18 protein-coding genes and 1 other annotated feature are annotated in these 22,474 nt (G+C 34.1%); of the genes, 6 read left to right on the forward strand and 12 right to left on the reverse strand.

The genetic code is table 11. From position 1 onward, the window contains the following. Positions 1-25 precede the first annotated feature (25 nt). On the reverse strand, positions 26-679 hold the full coding sequence (locus SPD45_RS11310) for a hypothetical protein (RefSeq protein ID WP_336267871.1): 654 nt from the start codon (positions 677-679) through the stop codon (positions 26-28). 179 nt (positions 680-858) lie between these two features. Between SPD45_RS11310 and SPD45_RS11315 the strand changes: the two genes are divergently transcribed. After that, entirely contained in the window at positions 859-1,758 is a 900-nt protein-coding gene (locus SPD45_RS11315) for an ATP-grasp domain-containing protein (RefSeq protein ID WP_336267872.1), read from the forward strand. Positions 1,759-1,869: 111 nt separating this feature from the next. Here the strand turns inward: SPD45_RS11315 and SPD45_RS11320 are convergent, their stop codons facing one another. After that, positions 1,870-3,129 carry a bifunctional folylpolyglutamate synthase/dihydrofolate synthase gene (locus tag SPD45_RS11320; protein WP_336267873.1) on the reverse strand — a complete coding sequence of 420 codons (1,260 nt, stop codon included), beginning with the start codon at positions 3,127-3,129 and terminating at the stop codon, positions 1,870-1,872. 75 nt (positions 3,130-3,204) lie between these two features. Here SPD45_RS11320 and SPD45_RS11325 point away from each other — a divergent pair, with 75 nt between their 5' ends. Continuing rightward, positions 3,205-4,086, forward strand: a complete 882-nt coding sequence (locus SPD45_RS11325; RefSeq protein WP_336267874.1) for an ATP-grasp domain-containing protein — start codon at positions 3,205-3,207, stop codon at positions 4,084-4,086. Positions 4,087-4,147: 61 nt separating this feature from the next. On the opposite strand, the gene SPD45_RS11330 is transcribed toward SPD45_RS11325, so the two are convergent. Next, entirely contained in the window at positions 4,148-6,796 is a 2,649-nt protein-coding gene (locus SPD45_RS11330) for a valine--tRNA ligase (protein WP_336267875.1), read from the reverse strand. A gap of 44 nt (positions 6,797-6,840) precedes the next feature. Beyond that, positions 6,841-7,063 (reverse strand) — a binding site (T-box leader). A gap of 111 nt (positions 7,064-7,174) precedes the next feature. On the opposite strand from SPD45_RS11330, the gene SPD45_RS11335 reads away from it, so the two are divergent. Continuing rightward, positions 7,175-7,363, forward strand: a complete 189-nt coding sequence (locus SPD45_RS11335; protein ID WP_336267876.1) for a hypothetical protein — start codon at positions 7,175-7,177, stop codon at positions 7,361-7,363. On the opposite strand, the gene SPD45_RS11340 is transcribed toward SPD45_RS11335, so the two are convergent. Continuing rightward, positions 7,360-8,274 (reverse strand): LysM peptidoglycan-binding domain-containing protein, encoded by a 915-nt coding sequence (locus SPD45_RS11340; RefSeq protein ID WP_336267896.1) that lies wholly within the window; start codon positions 8,272-8,274, stop codon positions 7,360-7,362. The two genes, SPD45_RS11335 and SPD45_RS11340, sit on opposite strands and share 4 nt — an antisense overlap. A 97-nt stretch (positions 8,275-8,371) precedes the next feature. Here SPD45_RS11340 and SPD45_RS11345 point away from each other — a divergent pair, with 97 nt between their 5' ends. Further along, positions 8,372-8,854 (forward strand): LiaI-LiaF-like domain-containing protein, encoded by a 483-nt coding sequence (locus tag SPD45_RS11345; RefSeq protein ID WP_336267877.1) that lies wholly within the window; start codon positions 8,372-8,374, stop codon positions 8,852-8,854. Between the two features lie 1,247 nt (positions 8,855-10,101). After that, positions 10,102-10,725 carry a DUF3298 and DUF4163 domain-containing protein gene (locus tag SPD45_RS11350; protein ID WP_336267878.1) on the forward strand — a complete coding sequence of 208 codons (624 nt, stop codon included), beginning with the start codon at positions 10,102-10,104 and terminating at the stop codon, positions 10,723-10,725. A gap of 56 nt (positions 10,726-10,781) precedes the next feature. Here the strand turns inward: SPD45_RS11350 and yihA are convergent, their stop codons facing one another. The 5 genes from yihA to SPD45_RS11375 form a co-directional block, all read right to left on the reverse strand. Then, on the reverse strand, positions 10,782-11,372 hold the full coding sequence (yihA, locus tag SPD45_RS11355; RefSeq protein ID WP_336267879.1) for a ribosome biogenesis GTP-binding protein YihA/YsxC: 591 nt from the start codon (positions 11,370-11,372) through the stop codon (positions 10,782-10,784). Next, the gene (gene lon / locus SPD45_RS11360; RefSeq protein WP_336267880.1) at positions 11,369-13,696 is read right to left on the reverse strand and encodes an endopeptidase La; all 2,328 of its coding nucleotides are present in this window, start codon (positions 13,694-13,696) and stop codon (positions 11,369-11,371) included. Before lon ends, yihA begins: the two co-directional genes overlap by 4 nt. A gap of 183 nt (positions 13,697-13,879) precedes the next feature. Continuing rightward, entirely contained in the window at positions 13,880-15,157 is a 1,278-nt protein-coding gene (gene clpX / locus SPD45_RS11365; protein WP_336267882.1) for an ATP-dependent protease ATP-binding subunit ClpX, read from the reverse strand. A gap of 215 nt (positions 15,158-15,372) precedes the next feature. Next, positions 15,373-16,662 (reverse strand): trigger factor, encoded by a 1,290-nt coding sequence (gene tig, locus SPD45_RS11370; protein ID WP_336267883.1) that lies wholly within the window; start codon positions 16,660-16,662, stop codon positions 15,373-15,375. 184 nt (positions 16,663-16,846) lie between these two features. Then, on the reverse strand, positions 16,847-17,803 hold the full coding sequence (locus SPD45_RS11375) for a hypothetical protein (protein ID WP_336267884.1): 957 nt from the start codon (positions 17,801-17,803) through the stop codon (positions 16,847-16,849). Positions 17,804-18,027: 224 nt separating this feature from the next. Here SPD45_RS11375 and SPD45_RS11380 point away from each other — a divergent pair, with 224 nt between their 5' ends. Next, complete coding sequence (locus SPD45_RS11380; RefSeq protein WP_336267885.1) at positions 18,028-18,573, forward strand: DJ-1/PfpI family protein; 546 nt, start codon at positions 18,028-18,030, stop codon at positions 18,571-18,573. Between the two features lie 128 nt (positions 18,574-18,701). Here SPD45_RS11380 and hemY read toward each other — a convergent pair whose 3' ends face one another. Genes hemY through hemL form a run of 3 tightly spaced genes read right to left on the reverse strand, consistent with a single transcriptional unit; the run spans position 18,702 to position 22,470 of the window. Further along, the gene (gene hemY / locus SPD45_RS11385) at positions 18,702-20,108 is read right to left on the reverse strand and encodes a protoporphyrinogen oxidase (RefSeq protein ID WP_336267886.1); all 1,407 of its coding nucleotides are present in this window, start codon (positions 20,106-20,108) and stop codon (positions 18,702-18,704) included. 8 nt (positions 20,109-20,116) lie between these two features. Then, positions 20,117-21,166 (reverse strand): uroporphyrinogen decarboxylase, encoded by a 1,050-nt coding sequence (gene hemE / locus SPD45_RS11390; RefSeq protein WP_336267887.1) that lies wholly within the window; start codon positions 21,164-21,166, stop codon positions 20,117-20,119. 20 nt (positions 21,167-21,186) lie between these two features. After that, entirely contained in the window at positions 21,187-22,470 is a 1,284-nt protein-coding gene (hemL, locus tag SPD45_RS11395; RefSeq protein WP_336267888.1) for a glutamate-1-semialdehyde 2,1-aminomutase, read from the reverse strand. Between the last annotated feature and the right edge of the window lie 4 nt (positions 22,471-22,474).

Raw genomic sequence — 22,474 nt, forward strand, 5'->3', positions numbered from 1 at the left:
TGTTTATCGTCAAGAAAAATTAAATTTACCCATTTTGTAAATTTTTTTCTATAGCAAATAATAATTGCAATATTTTACCCTTTGCCCATGCTTTTTTATCTGTGTCTTGTATCATTTTATAAATATCATACAACATGCTATCCTTTGAAACTGTCAACACTTGTAACCGATCCAATGCATGTGCATCGTCTGTTCCTAATAATTGACTTTCTAACCAAACAACTAAAGATTCTAAATAAATTATCTCTTCTTCAGAAAAATTTATCTCCCCCATATCAATTGTCCATTCTTTTAAAAACACCGTGTCATTGTTTTGGTACTTTTTTTCTAATGTTTCCTTTTTAAAACTGACATCAATAAAAAGATAATATTTTCCATCTTCTTCCCAAATATACGCTCCTTCATGCTTATCACGTGTTGCTTCCGCATTTGATTTTTCTTCAAACAGACCCGCTTGTACTATATAAAAAGATATATTTTCAAGTGCTGTTGGCTTCTTTACGATATTGTCCTCTGTCATCGTCTCTACTTGTTCCTCTCCAGTTACCTGTAACATAAATAGTCCTAAAAAAATACCAATGGTCGTACTAAAAAATACAGTTATAATTAACTTTGTTACAAAGACCTTGTCCAATGTATGCCAAAACTTTTCAGCTTGTCCTTTTATTTTATCCAACAACTTTATCACCTTCTTTATGTTCATCATAATATTTTTAAAACGCATATTTCCCCTTATTTTGTCGATTCGTTTTCTACAAATTTTATCGTTTTCCACTTGTAAAAATAACTAATTCCGATACACTTATGGATAGATTATAATTGCTTATATTAGATACATATAAAGAAAGTTGGTAAAAGATGTCTTATTCATGTTGGATTATTTATAATGGTTATTTACAAAGTAATAAATTTATCGACTTCGCAAACATGTTTGATCATGCTGCAAATACAGCCGGTGATAATACAACTATTTATCGAAATGATGAAATTATGACGTTAATCGCAAATAATTTAATTGTAAACGGAAAACAAGTCCAACGACCTGATTACGTTATTTTTACAGATAAAGATATTTACTTAGCGAAACAATTAGAAATTCTCCATATTCCTGTATTTAATTGTAGTGCAACAATTGAAATTTCTGATGACAAAATTAAAACATATCAAGCCTTAAAATTCGCAAACATTCCAATTCCAGAAACAATTGTCGCACCGAAAACGTACGGATTACCAATTCATCTTGATAATTCTTACATAAAATACGTCATGGACACCTTAGGTTTCCCACTTGTCATAAAAGAAACATTTGGTTCATTTGGAGAACAAGTATATTTAATTGAAAATGAAGCTGCTTTGTATAAAAAGATAGGGGAAATTGGTGGTAAACCATTCATGTTTCAAAAGTTTATAAATACGAGTTATGGAGTAGATTTACGTTTACAAGTAGTTGGAAATGAAGTTGTTGCGAGCATGAAGCGTGTAGCAGAAAATGATTTTCGTGCCAATGTAACAAATGGCGGAAAAATGATGGCATATATACCTAATGATGAGGAAAGACGTATCGCTATTCAAGCTTCTAATGCAATCGGAGCCCATTTTTCTGGGGTTGACCTCCTATTCGGCAAAGACGGAAAACCGATTGTATGTGAAGTTAATTCTAATGCACATATTCGTAATTTATATGATTGCACAGGGGTAGATGCATCCCATGCAATTATCGAGCATATTCATCGAGTATTAAACAGTACAAACAAATAAAAATGGTGCCAATCAATTTTTTCACCAATACCAGTAATTAAAAAATGAAACACGATAGATAGTAATAATATAAAAAATGTATTACTTCTATATTCGTGTTTCATTTTCATTTTAAGATAAGAGATATTGTCTTACTTGCATAATAAAATGCATGGACCCTGTTATAATGTATAACGTTTCCGAATCTTTATCATTATACAAGGCATCCAAATAAATACGCCAATCCGAGAGGAAATGAACATCCCGTAAATTCAATGTATATAATTCCTCCATCGACATTGCTCTTTCATGATCAAAAGTCGTAACTGTCATTTCATCACAATTATTTCCTAAAAATTCAATCATTTCATGTACAGCTTTATCTTTAAATCCAGCAAATAGACAATGGATGTTTTTCTCTTCATATTTTTCTTTTATAGTATGGATGAGTGCTTCAATTCCTGCCATATTATGTGCACTATCCAACAAAATTGCAGGGTTTTTAGAGAGCAATTCAAAACGACCTTGAAGTTGAAAGTTTCGAATAGCTTCCTCAGCTGTCTTTTTATGAAATTCTATTCCATCCTTTTGTAATAGGTATAATCCCATACATGCTACAGCAAAATTATGTATTTGGTACGTGCCTTTAAACAATGGATCAATACAAATTCGTTCCTTTTCAATACGTATACATAACTCTCTAGCTGTTTCTTCCAGTATATAATCTTTTCCAAATGCATATAATGTTGCTTGTTGTTTCCCTGCTTCCTCTCTTATAACGTCACTCGCTATTGCATTCATATCCCCAATCACAACAGGGTGACCTCGCTTAATTATCCCTGCTTTATGTGAAGCAATACTATCGATTGTATTGCCTAAAAATTGCATATGATCCATTGCAACAGTTGTAATAATCGATAAAATAGGTTCCACAACATTCGTCGTATCTTCTCGTCCACCCATCCCTGCTTCTATGATAACGATATCTGTTCGTCCGACAAAATAACGTAATGCTATCACTGTTAAAATTTCAAAAGGAGTTGGATGGTTACCTTCCCTATCTAATTGGTTAATCGTTTCCTCTAAAGCTTCAAACAACGCAATAAAATGTGTTTCTTGTATTGGTTGATCATTCCAAACAATATGTCCTCTTATCCCAGTAAAACTCGGCGATGAAAAAACACCGACTCGATAATTTTCAAGTCTTAACACATTTTGCATTAAAGTAACAGTCGATCCTTTACCATTTGTTCCAGCAACATGGATGACTCGTAATTTTTTCTCCGGATGGTCAAACGCTTCTAATAAACGATACATTCGATTTAGTCCCGGTTTAATGCCATATTTCCTTCTTTCGTTGAATAATGTTTCTATCATCTTGATCGATTTCATCTTTCTTCCCCACATTTTCTTGTAAATTTTATATTTTACATTAAAATTAGTATAGCAACTATTAAACGGAAAAGCATGTATGAAAAGATAGGTGAAAAAATGATTGGTTGGATAATATACAACGAACAAGATGCGAATGAAAATAAAAGTTATATTGAATGGTTTATCCTTGAAGCAAAAAAACAAGGCATCGATTTACAATTGAAACTGCGGCATGAACTAGTAATCGGAATAGAAAATGGTAAACAAACCATTCTCTATCAAAATATAAAAATAACGAAACCACATTTCGTCGTCATAAGAACAATTGAACCATTTTTACAATTATATTTTGAACAGCTGGCTATTCCAGTTTTCAATAATTATGAAACAGCCAAAATTTGCAATGATAAAGCAACGACATATATGGAAATGAATGCTTTACAAATTCCCGTCGTACCGTCATATTTTATGCATAAAGCTGCATTGCCAGAATCGATACCTTTTCCCTTTCCTTTTATTTTAAAACAAACGAATGGTCGTGGTGGTAAAGAAGTATTTTTCATACACAATGAAATAGACTGGGAGAAAGCAATTGAACAATGTGCTAATCATGCACTCGTCCTACAAAGCGCAAATGTCGTACTCGGTCGTGATGTACGTGTTTTTATAATCGGAAAAGAAATTATCGCTGCAGTGTTACGTAAAAACGACGCTGATTTTCGCGCGAATTTCAAGCTCGGTGGAACTGCTGAACGTTTCGAATTAAACAAACGGGATCAAAATATGATCATGAAAATTGTCGAGCGATTTGATTTCGGTTTAGTTGGAATTGATTTTCTCATTGGAACAAATGGCGAATTATTTTTTAATGAAATTGAAGATGTAGTCGGATCAAGAATTTTAAGTGAAACAACGGACATTAATCTATTACAAAAATACGTACATTTTATTAAAAAACGCGTAGAAAAGCAATAGCACATCGAAAAAAACATAAATAACCTAGAGTCAGATGACCGATCTAACTCTAGGTTAATTTTTACGCCTTTAATTCATGTAAACGATCTTGAACGATACGGCGTTTTTCTTCATATTCAATTTGTTTTTTCTTTTCTGCCTCTACCACTTGTGCTGGAGCCTTTTCAACGAAACCTTTATTACTTAATTTTTTCTCAACTAAAGCAACTTCTTTATTCCATTTTTCCAGTTCCTTTTCAAGACGAGCGATTTCCTTTTCAAAATCAATTAATCCTTCTAACGGTAAAAATATTTCTGCTCCCGTTACAACTGCTGACATAGATTGCTCTGGTACGATTGCATCCTCATCAATCGTAAGTTCACTCGTATTACAAAAACGTTCTATAAACAATCGGTTTACAGATAATTGATCAACCGCTTCTGTAGAAGTTGGTTTTAAAATCATATTTACTTGTCGTGACATAGGTGTATCTACTTCCGCTCGTATATTTCGAACAGATTTAATGATCGCCATTACTTGTTCCATTTGGTTAGATGCATCTACATCGTGAAATTTATTATTTACTGTAGGCCAAGTAGCAATCGTGATAGATGCTCCCTCATGTGGTAACTGTTGCCAAATTTCTTCTGTAATAAATGGCATATAAGGATGTAACATGCGTAATGTTTGATCTAACACATGTGCTAAAACAGACCGAGTCGTTGCTTTTTTCGTTTCATCCTCACCGTATAAAGATATTTTTGCCATCTCGATATACCAATCACAGAAGTCATCCCAAATGAAATTGTATAAATAACGTCCAGCTTCCCCAAACTCATATTTATCTGTATTCATCGTAACATGCTCAATCGTTTCGTTTAGACGCGTTAAAATCCACTTATCTGGTAATGACAATTCTCCAGTTAAGTCGATTTCCTTATATGTTAAACCATCCATATTCATTAACGCGAAACGAGAAGCATTCCAAATTTTATTAGCAAAATTCCAAGTTGATTCAACTTTCTCCCAATGGAAACGTAAGTCTTGTCCTGGAGTAGATCCTGTTAATAAGAAGTAGCGTAATGCATCTGCACCGTATTTTTCGATTACTTCCATCGGGTCTACACCATTTCCTAATGATTTACTCATCTTACGTCCTTCTGCATCACGAATTAAACCGTGAATTAACACATCTTTAAACGGTTTTTCATCCGTAAATTCTAACCCCTGAAAAATCATACGAGCAACCCAGAAGAAAATGATATCATAACCAGTTACTAATACATCTGTCGGGAAGTAACGTTTAAAATCTTCACTATCTTCATCCGGCCACCCCATTGTTGAAAACGGCCATAAAGCACTTGAGAACCAAGTATCTAACACATCGGTATCTTGCTCCCAATTTTCAATATCTGCTGGTGCTTCTTTCCCTACATATATTTCCTTTGTTTCTTTATGATACCATGCTGGAATTCGATGTCCCCACCATAATTGACGTGAAATACACCAATCACGAATATTTTCTAACCAATGTAAATAAGTTCCTTCAAAGCGATTTGGAACAAAGTTTACCTTTTCATTCGTATTTTGTAATTCCACAGCCCGATCGGCTAATGGTTGCATATTTACAAACCATTGTGTTGACAAGTAAGGTTCTACAACTGCACCACTACGCTCAGAGTGACCTACTTGGTGTACGTGGTCTTCTATGTCGAATAATACGCCCGCTTCTTGTAAATCACTCACTATTTGCTTCCTACATTCAAAGCGATCTAATCCTTCATATTTACCTGCGTTTTCATTCATCGTCCCATCTTCATTCATGACGAGAACTCGCTCTAAATTATGACGATTTCCAATTTCAAAGTCATTCGGGTCATGTGCTGGTGTAATTTTCACAGCACCAGAACCAAATTCCATGTCAACATAATCATCCGCAACAATTTCTATTTCTCGTCCGACAATTGGAAGGACTACTTTTTTTCCAATCAAATGTTTGTAACGTTCATCCTCAGGATGCACGGCAACAGCAGTATCTCCTAACATCGTTTCAGGTCGTGTTGTTGCAATTTCAATTGTTTCTTCACTATCCTTAATCGGATAACGCATATGATAAAATTTACCATATACTTCTTCATAAATAACCTCAATATCAGATAATGCGGTTTTCGTTGCAGGGTCCCAATTAATAATATACTCTCCACGGTAAATTAACCCTTTTTCGTATAATTTAACGAACACTTCTTGCACTGCATCAGATAAGCCATCATCTAGTGTAAAACGTTCCCGTGTATAATCTAGGCCTAATCCTAATTTGCCCCACTGTTCACGGATATGGTCAGCATACTCTTCTTTCCAGTCCCAAACCGTATCAACGAATTTCTCACGACCTAAATCATAACGTGATGTCCCTTCTGTCTCTTTTAATTTTGCTTCTACTACAGCCTGTGTTGCGATTCCGGCATGGTCCATTCCAGGTAACCATAATACATCATACCCTTGCATTCGTTTCATACGCGAAATCGTATCTTGCATCGTCGTATCCCAAGCATGTCCTAAATGTAATTTACCAGTAACATTTGGCGGAGGAATAACGATTGAGAATGGGGTTTTATTCGTATCTCCTGTTGCCTCAAAAAATTTCCCTTCTAACCAAAAACTATAACGATCACGTTCAATTGCTAAATGATCATATTTTGGTGGAAGATTTACATGATTGTTTTCACTCATTTTCATAGCCTCCTAAAGTTTGCAATAAAAAAACTTTCCATCCTAAATAGGACGAAAAGTATTATTTCCGTGGTACCACCTATGTTTACAAGTTTCCTTGTACACTCATAATGTACGTAACGTGTACGAACCGTTCTTTTCTTACTTTATTTCAGAAAAGCTGTCTTAAGGGCGACCTTCTAAAAATGTATATAGAAAACTCTCAGCAATTGTTTTCTTCTCTGGCAATATAACATGTTTTATACTCTTCCCTCGCACTACATTTCTCTTATACAGTTATTATTATTTTAAACTTTTACAATGATTTTTGCAACTTTTACAATAATTGTGTCCCATCTGTTGCGTATTATACATATAGTATGGCAAGAGGTGAACAATATGGGGAAATTTTATCGTTATAAATTGCCAACATGGTTATGTAAAATAGTGAATATATTGGAAAAAGCAATCGTGCCCATTCTCGTTTTTCAGCTAATTCGTACACTGTTTATAACAACAACGCTCGATTTAATTATTTTAACATTACTTATTATTTTGTTCATTCTTTTTTATGTACAGTGGCTTTAAGATGGCTTTTTCTTCGTTTTTATTTTTAAAATTTGTCCTGCTTCAACAATATCTTCTGTTAAATCATTATCTTTCATTAATTGATAAACAGACAAATCATATTTTTCCGCAATTTTATCTAAATAATCATTTTCTTGCGTAATATACATCCTCACATGTTCATATTGTTCTGTCTCATCATCATTAGAAAATAACATATGAAATAACGAGACAGGACTTTTTGTTGTTTCTTCTTCTACCACTTCTTCTGCAATCGCTTCTTCCTCAGCTATATTATCTATTTCCCGTTCATTCGATGAAAAACCGATAGTGACAGGTGTTTCTACCTCTTCCTCTTCTTCTCTATATATGTCATCCACCCCATCTACATATACTGCTTCTTCTGCTTGTTCCTCTTTTTTGTTTTGGTTTACTTTATCTGTTTTTCTTTCATCAGAATGAAGCTGTGTCGAAATAACATCAGGTTCTTTTTCCCCTTCCACTTGCTTTTTTTGTAAAGCCGTTTGATCGATACCATTTATCATAACATTTGCTGTTAGATGAATCGTAACAGGATTTTTTATTGTATAATCAAACATTTCCATTTGCATGGAAACATCATCTAAATTTTTAATTTTTGATTTCTCAATCGCAATTTCAATCGGGAATGCATGCAAAAACATTGCTTTATTTTCACCTAATAATTGTACTTGTTCCATTTGCGGTTCTTTTCTATCAAACGGTTCTTCATTTTCTAGCAAACGATAGTTTCCTTGTAAAATTAAATCACCTTTTAATAAAATGAAGTCATGTTTCATTTGCATAATAATATTCGGCTCCAAAGATATTTGCATCATCTCATCAATTTTCATATCATTGGAAACATGAATATATTCTTCTATTGGGATATACATTACTTCGTTTTCCTCCATCACAATCATTCCCCCTGTTAAAAAGACTTTTCTATATTGTATGTGGTAAAATATAGTTTATGAATGATCCGTTTGGAAGGAAAGGAATGTTTCAATGATGAAAAAGCAACACGCATTTGTTGCCTACTTATTAATAGGATTTGGAACGTATTTTTTAATTCGTCAACTAGATTTACAATTATTTGCTAATTTCTATTCATGGCCAACATTTTTACTTATTGTTGGAATTGCATATTTAATTCATGGATTTACGATAAAAAATGAGGATGATATATTTATTGGAGTCATTCTTACTGGATTAGGCATACATTTTCACGGTATTGAAAATTATCGTTTTTGGTTTGATCATTGGTCTATTTTTGCGCTCATTTTTGGGCTTGCATATATGATTCGATTTTGGCGAACGAAAAAAGGCTTTATTCCAGGTGTTATTTTATTAACGATTGCCTTTTTCATGATTTTTTCTGTTAGTTTGCCTTCTTGGTTTACATGGATTTATGGCGTCGTAGAATTTTTAGAAACCTTTTGGCCAGTAGCGTTAATTGCCATTGGTTTGTATTTATTAAAATTTAAAAAATAAATAGGAAAACGAACAATAGAAAGGAAGATAGCGACTCTCTATTGTTCGTTCTTATTTATTCGTTATTTGAATGATTGTCTCCCCAAATTGATACTATGCAGCCGGATGATGTGATAGAAAAGCGGTCGATTGTTCATATAAGAATTCGGTAATGCCAAATAAAGCCCCCATATCATATACATATCCCATTCGTTTTTTTCTAATGCAAATGCTACGTCCGCTTGTAGAAAATAAAAACCCTCTAAATAAGAGATGAATTCATAGATATCCTGTACGAATAATTTTCCTCTTCTGTTAAAGCATCTTCCGCATAGTTTGGCTGTCGCTTTATAAAGCCTTGGGTAATCATATTTTGTTTGGATGTTTTAAGAAGAAATTCCCAAAAATCATTTTGGTTAATACAGATAATGGAAGGATTTATTTAAATTTGCAAACATGAAAAATTGCAATTCTTTCTCATTTGCCTTTGAAGGGGTGTTCATGAATTGAATAAAAAGCAGATGGTTATTGGCGACCAATTCTTTTCATTCTTTTTACAGTGTTCCAAATTTTGGAAAAAAGTGTTTTAACCATTGATCTTATTCATATTCCCATTATTTTTCACATAAAATATAAAAAGATGCATTCTGGATCAATTATAGAGAGAGGTTCGTTATGCATAGACTAGCTTCGCATGAGGGGTTTGGTAACACAGTTCATTTACCTAATTAATGAACGATATGGTAAGGAGGTGTGTACCAATGACAATTGATAGTGCACTATCATTAATGATTTCTTTTGGTGCATTGATTGCTTTTATCGTTGCCAATCAAAGTAAAGAGAAATAATCCCCCACATGCATTTGTTAGGCGCTGAAGGATTATTTCTGATGTTGCCTTCCCCTCTTTGTCGGGTCCGGTCTATTATGGCCGTCTCATGTCACACACATGAAACGGTCTTTAATAATGTATGTTAAGTGTAAAATTATATGACAATAAAAACTTACCGAAATAGTGCTTAAATCGTTAAGTATTTGTATCATTATGAACAATGTAAATAGCATAAAGTGTTAAATAAAAATAGACATTATCGTCTAATATAAGGAAATGTCAAAATTAAGAAGGAGAGGTATCTTATAATATACGTCGACATGTTTCGAAGAAGGAAAAACAAGGCTACATTTTATCCTTTATTTATTCTATTTAAGTTTATTGAAAAGTTCTCTTTCTACTGTTTGAGCATATGTTATTAAAAAAGGAGTGTGCCGAATGGGATCAATCAAATTTCCTGTTTTCATTCAAACGATGGTAGTAGAAGCCGAACCAAACACAAAATTATATTATCCACAAGTAACTCATTTGCCGGATCAAGTAAAAAGGAAGATAAATAACGTTATTTTTCAAGCAGTAGAAGATTTATATGAGCAACAATTTATCGAACAACAAGCAACCGATTTTGCGGAAGCACTTGGAACATATGAAGTAAAATTAAATGAACGGCATTTATTAAGTATTACTTTATCCAATTATAGTATCGCTCCACAAGCAGCGAACGGACTGACTATGATGGATGCGTTAACTTTTGATACCAAAACTGGTAAAACGTATACTTTAAGTGATTTATTTCAGCCTAATAGTAATTATGTAGAAATTTTATCCAAGATGATTCAAAAACAAATCAAAGATAGAAATATTCCAACAATTGATTCTTTTACAAAAATTTTACCTACACAATCTTTTTACATAACTGACAAATGCCTTATTCTATTTTTTCAAGTTCTTGATTTTACACCACATTATGTAGGGATACCAGTCTTTCCAATCTCCATATTTGAATTAGAAGAAATAATAAATGATGAAGGTCCATTAGCACGCTTACTACCTACTGTATAAAATGAAGATAGAAAAAAGCTTGTGGCTTCATATCAATATTGCCACAAGCTTTTTATTTATTTCAAAAACTTTTCCATCACAGCCCAAATCTCTTCTTTATTCTCACCCGTTTCAGCTGAAAATGGCATCACATTTGGTTGGTCATTATACTCTGTTATAAACGCATTTCGAACTTGTCGTATATGATGATCTCGTTTATTTTTTGCAATTTTATCTAATTTCGTTGCTACAATTAGGACAGGATGTTCTAAATATGAAGCAAAATTATACATTTGAACGTCTTCTTCTGTCGGTTTATGGCGAATATCGACGATCAATACAACTAATTTCAACTGTTCTCGTGTTTGGAAATACTCTTCCATCATTTGTCCCCATTTTGCTTGTTCCGTTTTAGATACTTTCGCATAGCCATATCCCGGAACATCAACAAAATGAAATGCATCATTAATAATATAAAAATTTAATGTGCGAGTTTTTCCAGGCTTTGATGATGTACGAACGAGATTTTTTCGATTAATCATTTTATTTATAAAAGATGATTTACCGACATTTGATCTTCCGGCTAATGCAATTTCTGGTATGGAATCACTTGGATATTGTTTACTCGAAACTGCGCTTATAACAATATCAGCTCTATTTACCTTCATTGTTTCGCCTCCACTAGTGCATGATCAAGCACTTCATCTAGATGTTTCACCGGTATAAACGTTAAATCATTACGAATACTTTCCGGAATATCTTCTATATCACGTTCATTATCTTTTGGAATGATAATGGTTCGTAACCCAGCACGATGGGCGCTTAATGACTTTTCCTTTAATCCACCGATAGGTAAAACATTTCCGCGTAATGTAATTTCACCTGTCATCCCTACTTCACGTTTAACGGCACGATTTGTCAATGCTGAAATTAATGCAGTAGCCATTGTAATTCCCGCAGATGGACCGTCTTTTGGTGTTGCTCCTTCAGGTACGTGCACATGAATATCATACTTTTTATGAAAATCAGGTTCAATTTGTAATGCATTGGCACGTGAGCGAATATAACTGAAAGCTGCTTGTGCCGATTCTTTCATAACGTCCCCTAATTTTCCCGTTAAAATTAACTCACCTTTGCCTGGATAATGCGCAACTTCAATTGCTAATGTATCCCCACCGACCGAGGTATATGCTAATCCTGTCGCTGTTCCAACTTGGTCTTCCTGTTCCATTAATCCATAACGATAAATTGGTTTACCTAGTAATTCAACTAATCGTTTTTCTGTTGCAATGACTCGTTTTTGTTCTCCAGCAATAATAATTTTCGCAGCCTTACGACAAAGAGTTGCAATAGTACGTTCTAAATTACGTACTCCAGCTTCTCTCGTATATTCACGAATCAATTTTAATAAAGCATTGTCCCGAATTTGCAAATCATTTTTTGTTAGTCCATTTTCTTTTAATTGTTTCGGAATTAAATGATCTTTTGCAATATGCAATTTCTCTTGTTCTGTATATCCCGAAATATTAATTAATTCCATACGGTCGAGCAATGGTCCTGGAATATTATTGACGTAATTTGCTGTTGCAACGAATAAAACGTTCGACAAATCATACGTCTCTTCAATAAAATGATCACTAAAGTTGTGATTTTGTTCTGGATCCAACACTTCTAGTAATGCAGAAGAAGGGTCTCCACGAAAATCATTAGCCATTTTATCAATTTCATCTAATAAAAAGACTGGATTTACAGTGCCCGCACGTTTCATTCCTTGAATGATACGACCCGGCATTGCACCAATATATGTACGACGATGTCCTCTAATTTCCGCTTCGTCACGTACGCCACCTAATGAAATACGGACAAATTTTCGGTTTACAGATTCAGCAATTGATTTTGCTAAAGATGTTTTCCCAACTCCAGGTGGGCCAACTAAACATAAAATTGGTCCTTTAATGGAATTCGTTAATTTTTGCACAGCTAAATATTCTAAAATACGTTCTTTCACTTTGTCTAAACCGTAATGGTCTTTATTTAATGTCGCTTGAGCTCGATCAATATTAATCGTATCTTCCGTTTTTTCTTGCCAAGGAAGCGCGATTAACCAATCTAAGTAATTACGAATCACAGAACTCTCACCTGAACTTTGCGGTACACGCTCAAAACGTTGTAACTCTTTTAAAGCTACCTCCTCCACATTTTCAGGCATTTTTGCTTCTACAATATCTGCACGTAATTGGTCGACTTCACTTAGTTTTCCTTCTGTTTCACCAAGTTCTTTTTGAATAGCTTTTAATTGTTCACGTAAATAATACTCTTTCTGTGTTTGTTCCATCGATGTTTGAACACGTTTCCCAATTTTTCTTTCTAAATTTAAAACTTTCTTTTCATTCGCCAAAATCGTTAATAGTAATTTCATACGTTCGATCACATCGTCTATTTCTAATAAACTTTGCTTGTCTTTCATTTTAATTGGTAAATGTGAGGCAATCATGAATGAAAGACGATTTGGTTCGTCAATATCAACTAATGTTGCTAACGTTTCTTTCGTAATTTTTTTAGATACTTTTATATATTGACTAAACTGATCTAAAAGTTGACGCATTAATGCTTCTTCTTCATACTCGTCGCCAGCCATTTCATCTAATTTAGCAATTTTAACTTCAAACTGGTTTTTTTCCTCTAAGTATTCGATAATTTCCGCACGATATAATCCTTCTACTAAAACTCGTAATGTACCATTAGGTAACTTAATCATTTGCGTAATTTTTGCAACAGTTCCTACTTTATAAATATCTTCTTTTTCTGGCTCTTCCATAGCAATTTCTTTTTGCGACGATAAAAAAATCAATTGTTCTTCATTCATCATGGCATTTTCCAATGATGCAATCGATTTTTCACGCCCTACATCTAAATGGATGACCATTGATGGGTAAACGAGAATGCCGCGTAATGCCAGGAGGGGTAATTTTTCGATCTTATTATTTTCCATATGTACCTCCATACTTCTTTCGATGTAAACACGTATTTCAATAATAAAAAAGACTAACTTAAACGATCAAATTGCTCCATAATGCGTTTTCACGGTTGGAGTAGATGAATACGTGAGTCAGTCTTCTTTATAAAATAACGTCAATGAAGCGTTCGCCAATTCCATTGACGTTATCAGTTAATTTTATGCACTTTCTTTAGGCAAGCCTTTGTTGCTATCTTCTACAGTACCGTCTGTATAGATTAATTTTGGTCTTGAATGCTCTTCTGTTACTGTTTCTTTTGTAATGACACATTTCTCAATATCATCACGAGAAGGAATTTCAAACATAATATCCAGCATAATTCCTTCAATAATTGAACGTAATCCTCGAGCACCTGTTTTTCGTTCCATTGCTTTTTTCGCAATTTCAACGAGTGCCTCTTCTTCAAACTCTAATTCAACATCATCCATCTGGAATAATTTCTCATATTGTTTTACTAATGCATTCTTTGGTGTCGTTAAAATTTCAACTAATGCTTTTTCATCCAGAGGTTCTAAGTTTGCAATTACAGGTAATCTACCGATAAATTCCGGAATTAACCCATATGATAACAAGTCTTCCGGTAATAAATGTCCAAGTAATTCCGCCGCTTCTAGGTCTTCGTTTTCGTTTTGTTCTCCAAATCCGATCACTTTTTTACCTAAACGACGTTTAATAATTTGGTCGATCCCGTCAAATGCACCACCGACAATAAATAAAATATTCGTCGTGTCGATTTGAATGAATTCTTGATGTGGATGCTTTCTACCGCCTTGTGGTGGAACGCTTGCAACTGTACCTTCTAAAATTTTGAGTAAAGCTTGCTGTACCCCTTCCCCTGACACATCACGTGTAATCGATGGGTTTTCAGACTTTCTTGCCACTTTATCAATTTCATCAATATAAATGATCCCTTTTTCTGCCTTTTCTACATCATAATCTGCAGACTGGATTAATTTTAATAAAATATTTTCTACGTCTTCCCCTACATACCCAGCCTCTGTAAGAGATGTTGCATCTGCAATTGCAAATGGCACATTTAAAATCCGTGCTAATGTTTGTGCTAGTAATGTTTTACCGCTACCAGTCGGTCCAATCATTGCGATGTTACTTTTTGCTAATTCAACATCGTCACTGCCTTTTGATGAATTGACACGTTTATAGTGATTGTAAACAGCTACAGATAAGTTTTTCTTTGCCTTATCTTGACCGATAACATAACTATTTAAAGTTTCAAAAATCTCATGAGGTGTAGGTACTTCTTCCAATTCTACTTCTTCATCTGAACCAATTTCTTCTTCTACGATTTCCGTACATAAATCGATACATTCATCACATATATATACACCTGGTCCAGCTACCAGTTTGCGAACTGATTCTTGGTCCTTTCCGCAGAAAGAACATTTCAATTGTCCTTTTTCATCATTAAATTTAAACATTTATACTTCACCCCTAAACGTTTCAATCACTCAAATTTGAGCTTATAGCAATCATAACAGATACAATTCGGAAAATAAAACAATTCACCCTTTTCATGTCTGTATGAATACTGTTTATTCTATTGTACCATGAATAACTGAATATATAACCAATTTTAGTTGATAAGGAAAAGAGATTGGAACGATGTAGTCCCAATCTCTGCTATTTTAAAAAATTACTTCGCTTTACTTTCATCAACGATAAAGTCGATTGCTTTTTTAATTTTTAAATCTTCTTTTAATAAGTTAGTGTTTCCACCTAACATACCGATGATTTGATCTTTTTCTAAGTTATACATGCTAGCCATGTTTTCTAATTCTGCTTCAATGTCTGCTTCTTCCACTTCAATGTGTTCAGCTTCTAAAACAGCTTCTAATACTAAGTTTGTTTTCACACGTAATTGTGCATCAGTTGCCATTTGTTCTTTTAATTGTTCTTCTGTTTGACCTGAGAACTGGAAGTAAGTTTCTAAGTTCATCCCTTGCATTTGTAAACGTTGTTCAAATTCATTTAACATTTGATCTAATTCTGTTTGAACCATTGCTTCTGGAATGTCAATTTCAGCATTTTCTGTTACTTGTTCGATTAATTGTTCGCGTTTTTTGTTTTCTGCTGCTTGTTTTCTTTCATTTAAAAGCTCTTCTCTTTTCTTTTCTTTTAATGCTTCTAATGATTCAACTTCTTCATCAACATCTTTAGCGAACTCATCATCTAATGCTGGTAATTCTTTCTCTTTAATCTCATGAATTGTCACTTTAAATGTCGCTTCTTTTCCAGCTAATTCTTTCGCATGGTAATCTTCAGGGAAAGTAACGTTTACTTCCGTTTCTCCTGTTTCTTTACCAATTAATTCTTCTTCAAATCCTGGAATAAATTGACCAGAACCAATTTCTAATGGATGATTTTCGCCTTTTCCACCTTCAAAAGGCTCGTCTCCGATAAACCCTTCAAAATCTATTACAGCTGTATCGCCTTCTTCAACTGTACCTTCTTCTTTTACGACTAATTCTGCATGGCTTTCTTGTAAAGCTTCTAATTCATAAGTAACGTGTTCCTCCGTTACCTCTTCTTCTTCAACATCTACTTCTAAACCTTTATAGTCTCCTAATTTAACTTCAGGTTTAACTGTAACTTCACATACGAAAACTAAGTCTTTTCCACGTTCGATTTCATCGATATCGATGCTAGGCTGATCTACTGGGAAAATATCCGTCTGTTCAACTGCTTCACTATAAGCACTTGGTAACACAATATCAATTGCATCTTGGTATAAAGATTCTACTCCAAAACGTTGTTCAAAAATTGGACGAGGTACTTTTCCTTTTCTGAATCCAGGAATATTTACGTCTTTTACTACTTTTTTAAATGCTTGATCTAAAGCTGTTTCAAATCTTTCAGCAGGTACTGTAATTGTTAGTACCCCTTCATTACCTTCTTTTTTCTCCCAATTTGCTTGTACTGTCATTTGTTTATTCCCTCCACATTCATTTAAAACATATATCTTTCATATATATTATTTACCTTTTAATATTCAACCATTAAAGTATAACATAGTCAACAACTTAATGAAAATAAATACATTTTACGATAATATACATATTTCATGCACCACAAAATGAGGCACTACATTGTGAATGCCATATACAATATTAATGCAAAAACAACTCTGCATATAATCGTTCTGCTTCCATTACTTGCTTTATATATTTTTTTACTTTTCCATTATGCATTGGTTCCTTTTCTCCTAAATATAACTCCTGACCGATAAACATCAATGTCTCTACGATACTCTCTACTTCATTATTAAAGTCCAATGGAACATACATATAAAGTAAGTGTTCGGTTAATTCTAGTAAAAACTGTTCCATTACCGGGTTATCTTGTCCTAATGGTTCTAGTCGTTTCGCAATATCTTTATATGTTCTTGACTGTTTGATAATTGTCGTTTCAGATGGTTTTTTACTGATGCTTTCACCAAACTTTGAAACAGTAATATTATCCTTTACTTTTCGTTCACGTAATATTTGCCATATATATGCTTTTATCCCTTCATGGATGTCCAACAATAAATATGAATAAAAAACTTTTGGTACTTGCTTATGCAATGTATTCCACTGTTTTAAAAATATAAACGCATTTTTATATTCTTTTTCTTTTATTTTTAGATCTATTTTTTCTAATAGCTCAACAGACTCTTTTTCATTCATCATTTGACACATATCATAAATTTCACGGTATTTTATTTGTTCTTCTGGTGGAACAGTAGTAGTTGACTCCAATTCGTCTATATATTGAATGATTTTGTTATATCGATGCGCTTCAAATAAAATCGTAATATAGTAGAACAAAATCGTATAAAATGCCTTACCTGTTTTTCTTTCTAATATATCTTCACAAAATATTTCCGCTTCTAACGGTTGTCCCAATTGGATATGACAAATAATCTTTCCAATTGCTATATCCGAATTTTCTATGCCGTGATGTAGTAATTGATCAATATATGTTAATGCTTCTGAAAAATTTTCTTGTTCCATTGCAAGAAAACTTTTTTCCACGAGTGTATCTTGCATTTGTGGAAATAATATAATATTACTCTTTTCCTTCATTATGTCACCACATTTTCTTTCTTAATCTATTGCTTTATTACGAACAATAGAAAAATATTTCTTCCATGTATGTTTCTCTATCTATTTAGTTCATCTTCCTACAAAAAAGATACTATATCAAATAATTTTCATTTAATTCAAATATTTAGCTAAAAAGATTGTTGAGTTTTCCGAATATTCCTTTAAAATATAAGGTGAAGGATATTTTAAAGGAGGATTTGTATATGGCTAAAAAAGTACTAATATTAATTGGTGATGCTGTAGAATCTTTGGAAATTTATTACCCGTATTATCGATGTTTAGAAGAAGGTTTAGAAGTGACAATTGCTGCTTCAGAAGTACGTAAAGTTCATACGGTTGTTCACGATTTTGTTGGTTGGGAAACATATACAGAAAAACCAGGTTATTTAATCGATGCACATATCGCTTTTAGTGAAGTTAACCCTGAGGAGTATGATGGTCTAATTATTCCTGGTGGGCGATCTCCTGAACATATTCGTATGAATGAACATATCCCGAAAATTGTGAGTCATTTTTTTGAAGCGAACAAGCCTGTCGCTTCTGTTTGTCATGGTAGTCTCGTCTTAACGATGGTGCCCGAACATATAAAGGGCCGTGAAATGACGGCATATATTGCATGTAAACCTGAAGTAGAAGCCGCTGGTGCAACATATGTCCATGAAATGTTACATGAACATAAAAATTTAGTCTCCGGACATGCATGGCCTGACTTACCAGGATTAATGAAGATGTTTTTAAAGAAACTTTAATTAAAAGAAAAAGTTCAATAAAAATTTCTTTGAACATGAAATGAATAGTAGAAATAAGACAGGGATGTTAGTAATTTACATACTAACATCCCTGTTTCACAGAAATTGACGGAACATTATCATATCGTTTATGTTTGTGCATATTCGATGATTTGTCTAACCACCTCTTCGGCTTGTCCGATACAATCTGGAATACCTACCCCTTCTAATGAACTCCCAGCAAGAAAAAAGCCTGGCATTTCTTTTTCCAATGTACGTTTCGTATGTAACACTCTCGCTTTATGCCCAACTGTATATTGTGGCATCGCATTATCCCATCTTGTTACAACAGAAAAAGTAGGCTCTTTTTTTATCCCGGTAGATTTTTCGATATCTTGTAAAGCTATTTCTGTAATTTCCTCATCGGATAAATGAACAACTGATTGGTCTGTTGTTTTTCCCACATATGCACGTAACAACGCTCTTCCTTCCGGTGTCGTATGTTGCCATTTTTTATGTGTCCACGTACAGGCCGTTATCCGGTAATTACTATGACGCGATATAACGAATCCAGTTCCATCTAATGTCGGCCCTAGGTCATCCGTATCATAAGCAAGGGCGACATTTGCAACCGAATTAGAGGTCATGTCAAATAAACGGTCCATATAGGAATTGTTTCCAACTATTTTCTCCAATAGATGGTGTGGTGTCGTTGCCAACACAACATCCGCTTCTATACGTTCACCATTTTGACAATGAATAGTATAAGTATTACTTTTTTGCTCTATACGTTCAACGAAATGGTTTTTTTTCAGCACTGAAGGAGAAATAGCATGTTCTAAAGCTGTCACTAGTGTGTCTAACCCATTTGTAAAAGTGCAAAATTGTCCAGTTTTTTCCCCTGTATTTGCCGAACGTTTCCCCATCGTATTTCGTATCCCTTTTATAATACTTTTATGTGCTTGCTCTAATTCGAAAAATTGAGGAAATGTGGCATATAAACTCATTTCATCGATATCTCCAGCATAAATACCTGATAATAACGGTTCAATAATATGGTCGATTAATTCATCACCAAACCTTCTCCGTAAAAAGTAACCCAATGATTGATCTCCTACGAATGTTGATCGTGGTAAAATGAAATCCAACCCTGTACGTGCTTTGCCTCTTTTAGATAATAAGGACGTTTTTAAAAAAGGTTGTAACGTCGTTGGCACTCCCATAAATGAACCTGGAGGCATTTTATGTAATACATCATTTGACAGTATGTATGCTTGCCCTGTCGTATTTCGTACGAGCTGATTTTCTATTTGTAAACTTTCCACTAATCGAATTGCTGGTCGTTTTCTTCCTAAAAACGAATCTGGTCCTCGTTCAATAATAAATCCATCTTTTCGTTCTGTACGAATTTTTCCACCGAAACGATGAGAAGCTTCTAATAATTGTATATTGTAAGGTGTTTTTAATTGTTCTGTTTGCTGTTGCAAATAATAAGCGGCAGCTAACCCCGTAATACCACCACCGATTATTACGATAGACGTTTCTTTTTTGCCCATAAAAGTATTTAACGGCTCACTATAGAACGTCCAGAATGTGAATGAATGAGTTCTGTTAGTTTTTTCAATGTTGCCGGTTTAATGTTCGGGGTTACACCATGTCCTAAATTAAAGACATGTTTTCCATCTTGTAAACCTTCGTGAATTATTGCTTTTGCGCGTGTTTCAATCGTATCCCAGTCCGCTAATAATATCGTCGGATCTAAATTACCTTGTAATACTTTCGTTACTCCTAGTTCTCGTGCTTCCTGGATGGAAGTCCGCCAATCTAAACCGATGACATCCAATGGTAAATCGTTCCACTCTATTAATAAATGACGTGCGTGAATTCCAAACATAATGAGTGGTACATTTTCCTTTTGTAATGCAGTGAAAATTTTATGCATATATGGTTTCACGAACGTGCGGTAATCAGTTGCATTTAACGCACCAACCCAAGAGTCAAAAATTTGAATGGCATGTACTCCAGCTGCAATTTGTGCCTTCGTATAATCAATCACCATATCACTTAATTTCTCCATTAATAAAAACCATGCTTTTGTCTGACTGTACATAAATGCTTTCGTTTCACTATAATTTTTCGAAGGACCACCTTCAATCATATAACTTGCTAATGTAAATGGAGCACCACTGAAACCAATTAATGGTACCGATAATTGTTCCGTCGTTAATAACTGTATCGTATCCAACACATATGGAACGTCTTCTTTCGGGTGTAATGTACCTAAGTATTGAATATCTTCTAAAGATCTTATTGGATTTTCAATTACAGGCCCTATTCCTGACTTTATTTCCACATCTATTCCCATTGCTGGAAGTGGACTCATAATATCTTTATATAAAATTGCTGCATCATTATGATAATTTTCAACGGGCGTTCTCGTCACATAAGCACAAAGTTCTGGATTATGAGTTATTTCAAATAATGTATGGTTTTTTCTCACTTCTAAATACTCTTTTTGGGAGCGACCCGCTTGTCTCATATACCAGACAGGTGTATACTCTGTCTTTTCACCTTTATATGCTCGAAGAATCGTATCATTAAATTTTTTGGTCATCGTTTATTGTCACCTTTCTTTTATAAAGTACTAAACACACGTTGTACTGCTTCCATTGTTTTTTCGATATCCTCATCTGTATGGGCTGTTGACAAGAAAAGTCCTTCAAATTGAGATGGCGGCAAGAAAATTCCTTCTCGTATCATGCCTTGATAATATTTTTTGAATCGATTTAAATCAGATGTAGAAGCAGTATCATAATTCGTCACTTTTTCATTCGTAAAGAAAAAACCTACCATAGACCCTGCACGATTCACTTGTAGTGGAATATTATATTTATTTGCTGCCGCTTCATACCCTTCTACTAAGCGGTCTACCTTTTTATTCATTACGTCATACGTTTCTTCTGTTAAGGCGTTCAACGTTTCATATCCTGCCGTCATTGCTAAAGGATTACCTGATAGTGTTCCCGCTTGATAAATGGAACCATTTGGAGCTACTTTCTCCATAATTTCTTTTTTACCACCATACGCTCCAACAGGAAGTCCACCACCAATTACTTTACCTAAACATGTTATATCTGGTTCGATACCAAAATATCCTTGCGCACAATGGTACCCGACTCGAAAACCAGTCATCACTTCATCAAAAATAAGCAATGAACCATATGTTTTTGTTATATCCCGTAAAGATTGTAGAAAATTTCCTTCAGGTGGAACGACCCCCATATTTCCAGAAACCGGCTCTACAATTACAGCCGCGATATCTTTTCCATATAATTCAAATGCTTTTTCAACACTTGCTGTATCATTATATGGTACGGTGACAGTGTTTTTCGCAATTCCTTCAGGTACACCAGGACTATCTGGTAATCCTAATGTTGCCACACCAGAACCTGCTTTAATTAATAATGAATCACCGTGACCGTGGTAATTTCCAACAAATTTTAAAATAACATTACGACCCGTATATCCACGTGCTAACCGTAAAGCACTCATCGTTGCCTCTGTTCCCGAATTTACCATACGGAGCATTTCAATAGACGGGACTCGTTTTTTCACTAATGCTGCAATTTTATTTTCTAATAACGTCGGTGCACCAAAACTCGTTCCTTTTTCAGCAACATGCTTTATTGCATCTACTACTTTATCTGGTGCATGCCCTAATATTAATGGTCCCCAACTTAACACATAATCAATGTATTCATTGCCATCAATATCTGTAATTTTAGATCCTTTTCCTTTTTCCATAAAAATGGGAGACATGCCAACAGATGAAAATGCCCGTACCGGAGAGTTTACACCTCCTGGCATAAGCTCTACGGCTTCTTTGTATGCATCAATTGAGTTTGTAAATTTCATCATTATT

The sequence above is a fragment of the Pseudogracilibacillus sp. SO10305 genome, assembly GCF_037072005.1.
Lineage (GTDB): Bacteria > Bacillota > Bacilli > Bacillales > Amphibacillaceae > Pseudogracilibacillus > Pseudogracilibacillus intestinigallinarum.

Bases quoted from the DNA above. Each gene is read 5' to 3' on its own strand.
- clpX (WP_336267882.1), bottom strand. From the start codon at position 15,157: ATGTTTAAATTTAATGATGAAAAAGGACAATTGAAATGTTCTTTCTGC.
- SPD45_RS11315 (WP_336267872.1), top strand. From the start codon at position 859: ATGTCTTATTCATGTTGGATTATTTATAATGGTTATTTACAAAGTAAT.
- SPD45_RS11380 (WP_336267885.1), top strand. From the start codon at position 18,028: ATGGCTAAAAAAGTACTAATATTAATTGGTGATGCTGTAGAATCTTTG.
- tig (WP_336267883.1), bottom strand. From the start codon at position 16,662: ATGACAGTACAAGCAAATTGGGAGAAAAAAGAAGGTAATGAAGGGGTA.
- hemL (WP_336267888.1), bottom strand. From the start codon at position 22,470: ATGATGAAATTTACAAACTCAATTGATGCATACAAAGAAGCCGTAGAG.
- SPD45_RS11375 (WP_336267884.1), bottom strand. From the start codon at position 17,803: ATGAAGGAAAAGAGTAATATTATATTATTTCCACAAATGCAAGATACA.
- lon (WP_336267880.1), bottom strand. From the start codon at position 13,696: ATGGAAAATAATAAGATCGAAAAATTACCCCTCCTGGCATTACGCGGC.
- SPD45_RS11335 (WP_336267876.1), top strand. From the start codon at position 7,175: ATGGGGAAATTTTATCGTTATAAATTGCCAACATGGTTATGTAAAATA.
- SPD45_RS11345 (WP_336267877.1), top strand. From the start codon at position 8,372: ATGAAAAAGCAACACGCATTTGTTGCCTACTTATTAATAGGATTTGGA.
- SPD45_RS11320 (WP_336267873.1), bottom strand. From the start codon at position 3,129: ATGAAATCGATCAAGATGATAGAAACATTATTCAACGAAAGAAGGAAA.
- hemE (WP_336267887.1), bottom strand. From the start codon at position 21,166: ATGACCAAAAAATTTAATGATACGATTCTTCGAGCATATAAAGGTGAA.
- SPD45_RS11350 (WP_336267878.1), top strand. From the start codon at position 10,102: ATGGGATCAATCAAATTTCCTGTTTTCATTCAAACGATGGTAGTAGAA.
- SPD45_RS11340 (WP_336267896.1), bottom strand. From the start codon at position 8,274: ATGGAGGAAAACGAAGTAATGTATATCCCAATAGAAGAATATATTCAT.
- SPD45_RS11325 (WP_336267874.1), top strand. From the start codon at position 3,205: ATGTATGAAAAGATAGGTGAAAAAATGATTGGTTGGATAATATACAAC.
- SPD45_RS11330 (WP_336267875.1), bottom strand. From the start codon at position 6,796: ATGAGTGAAAACAATCATGTAAATCTTCCACCAAAATATGATCATTTA.
- yihA (WP_336267879.1), bottom strand. From the start codon at position 11,372: ATGAAGGTAAATAGAGCTGATATTGTTATAAGCGCAGTTTCGAGTAAA.
- hemY (WP_336267886.1), bottom strand. From the start codon at position 20,108: ATGGGCAAAAAAGAAACGTCTATCGTAATAATCGGTGGTGGTATTACG.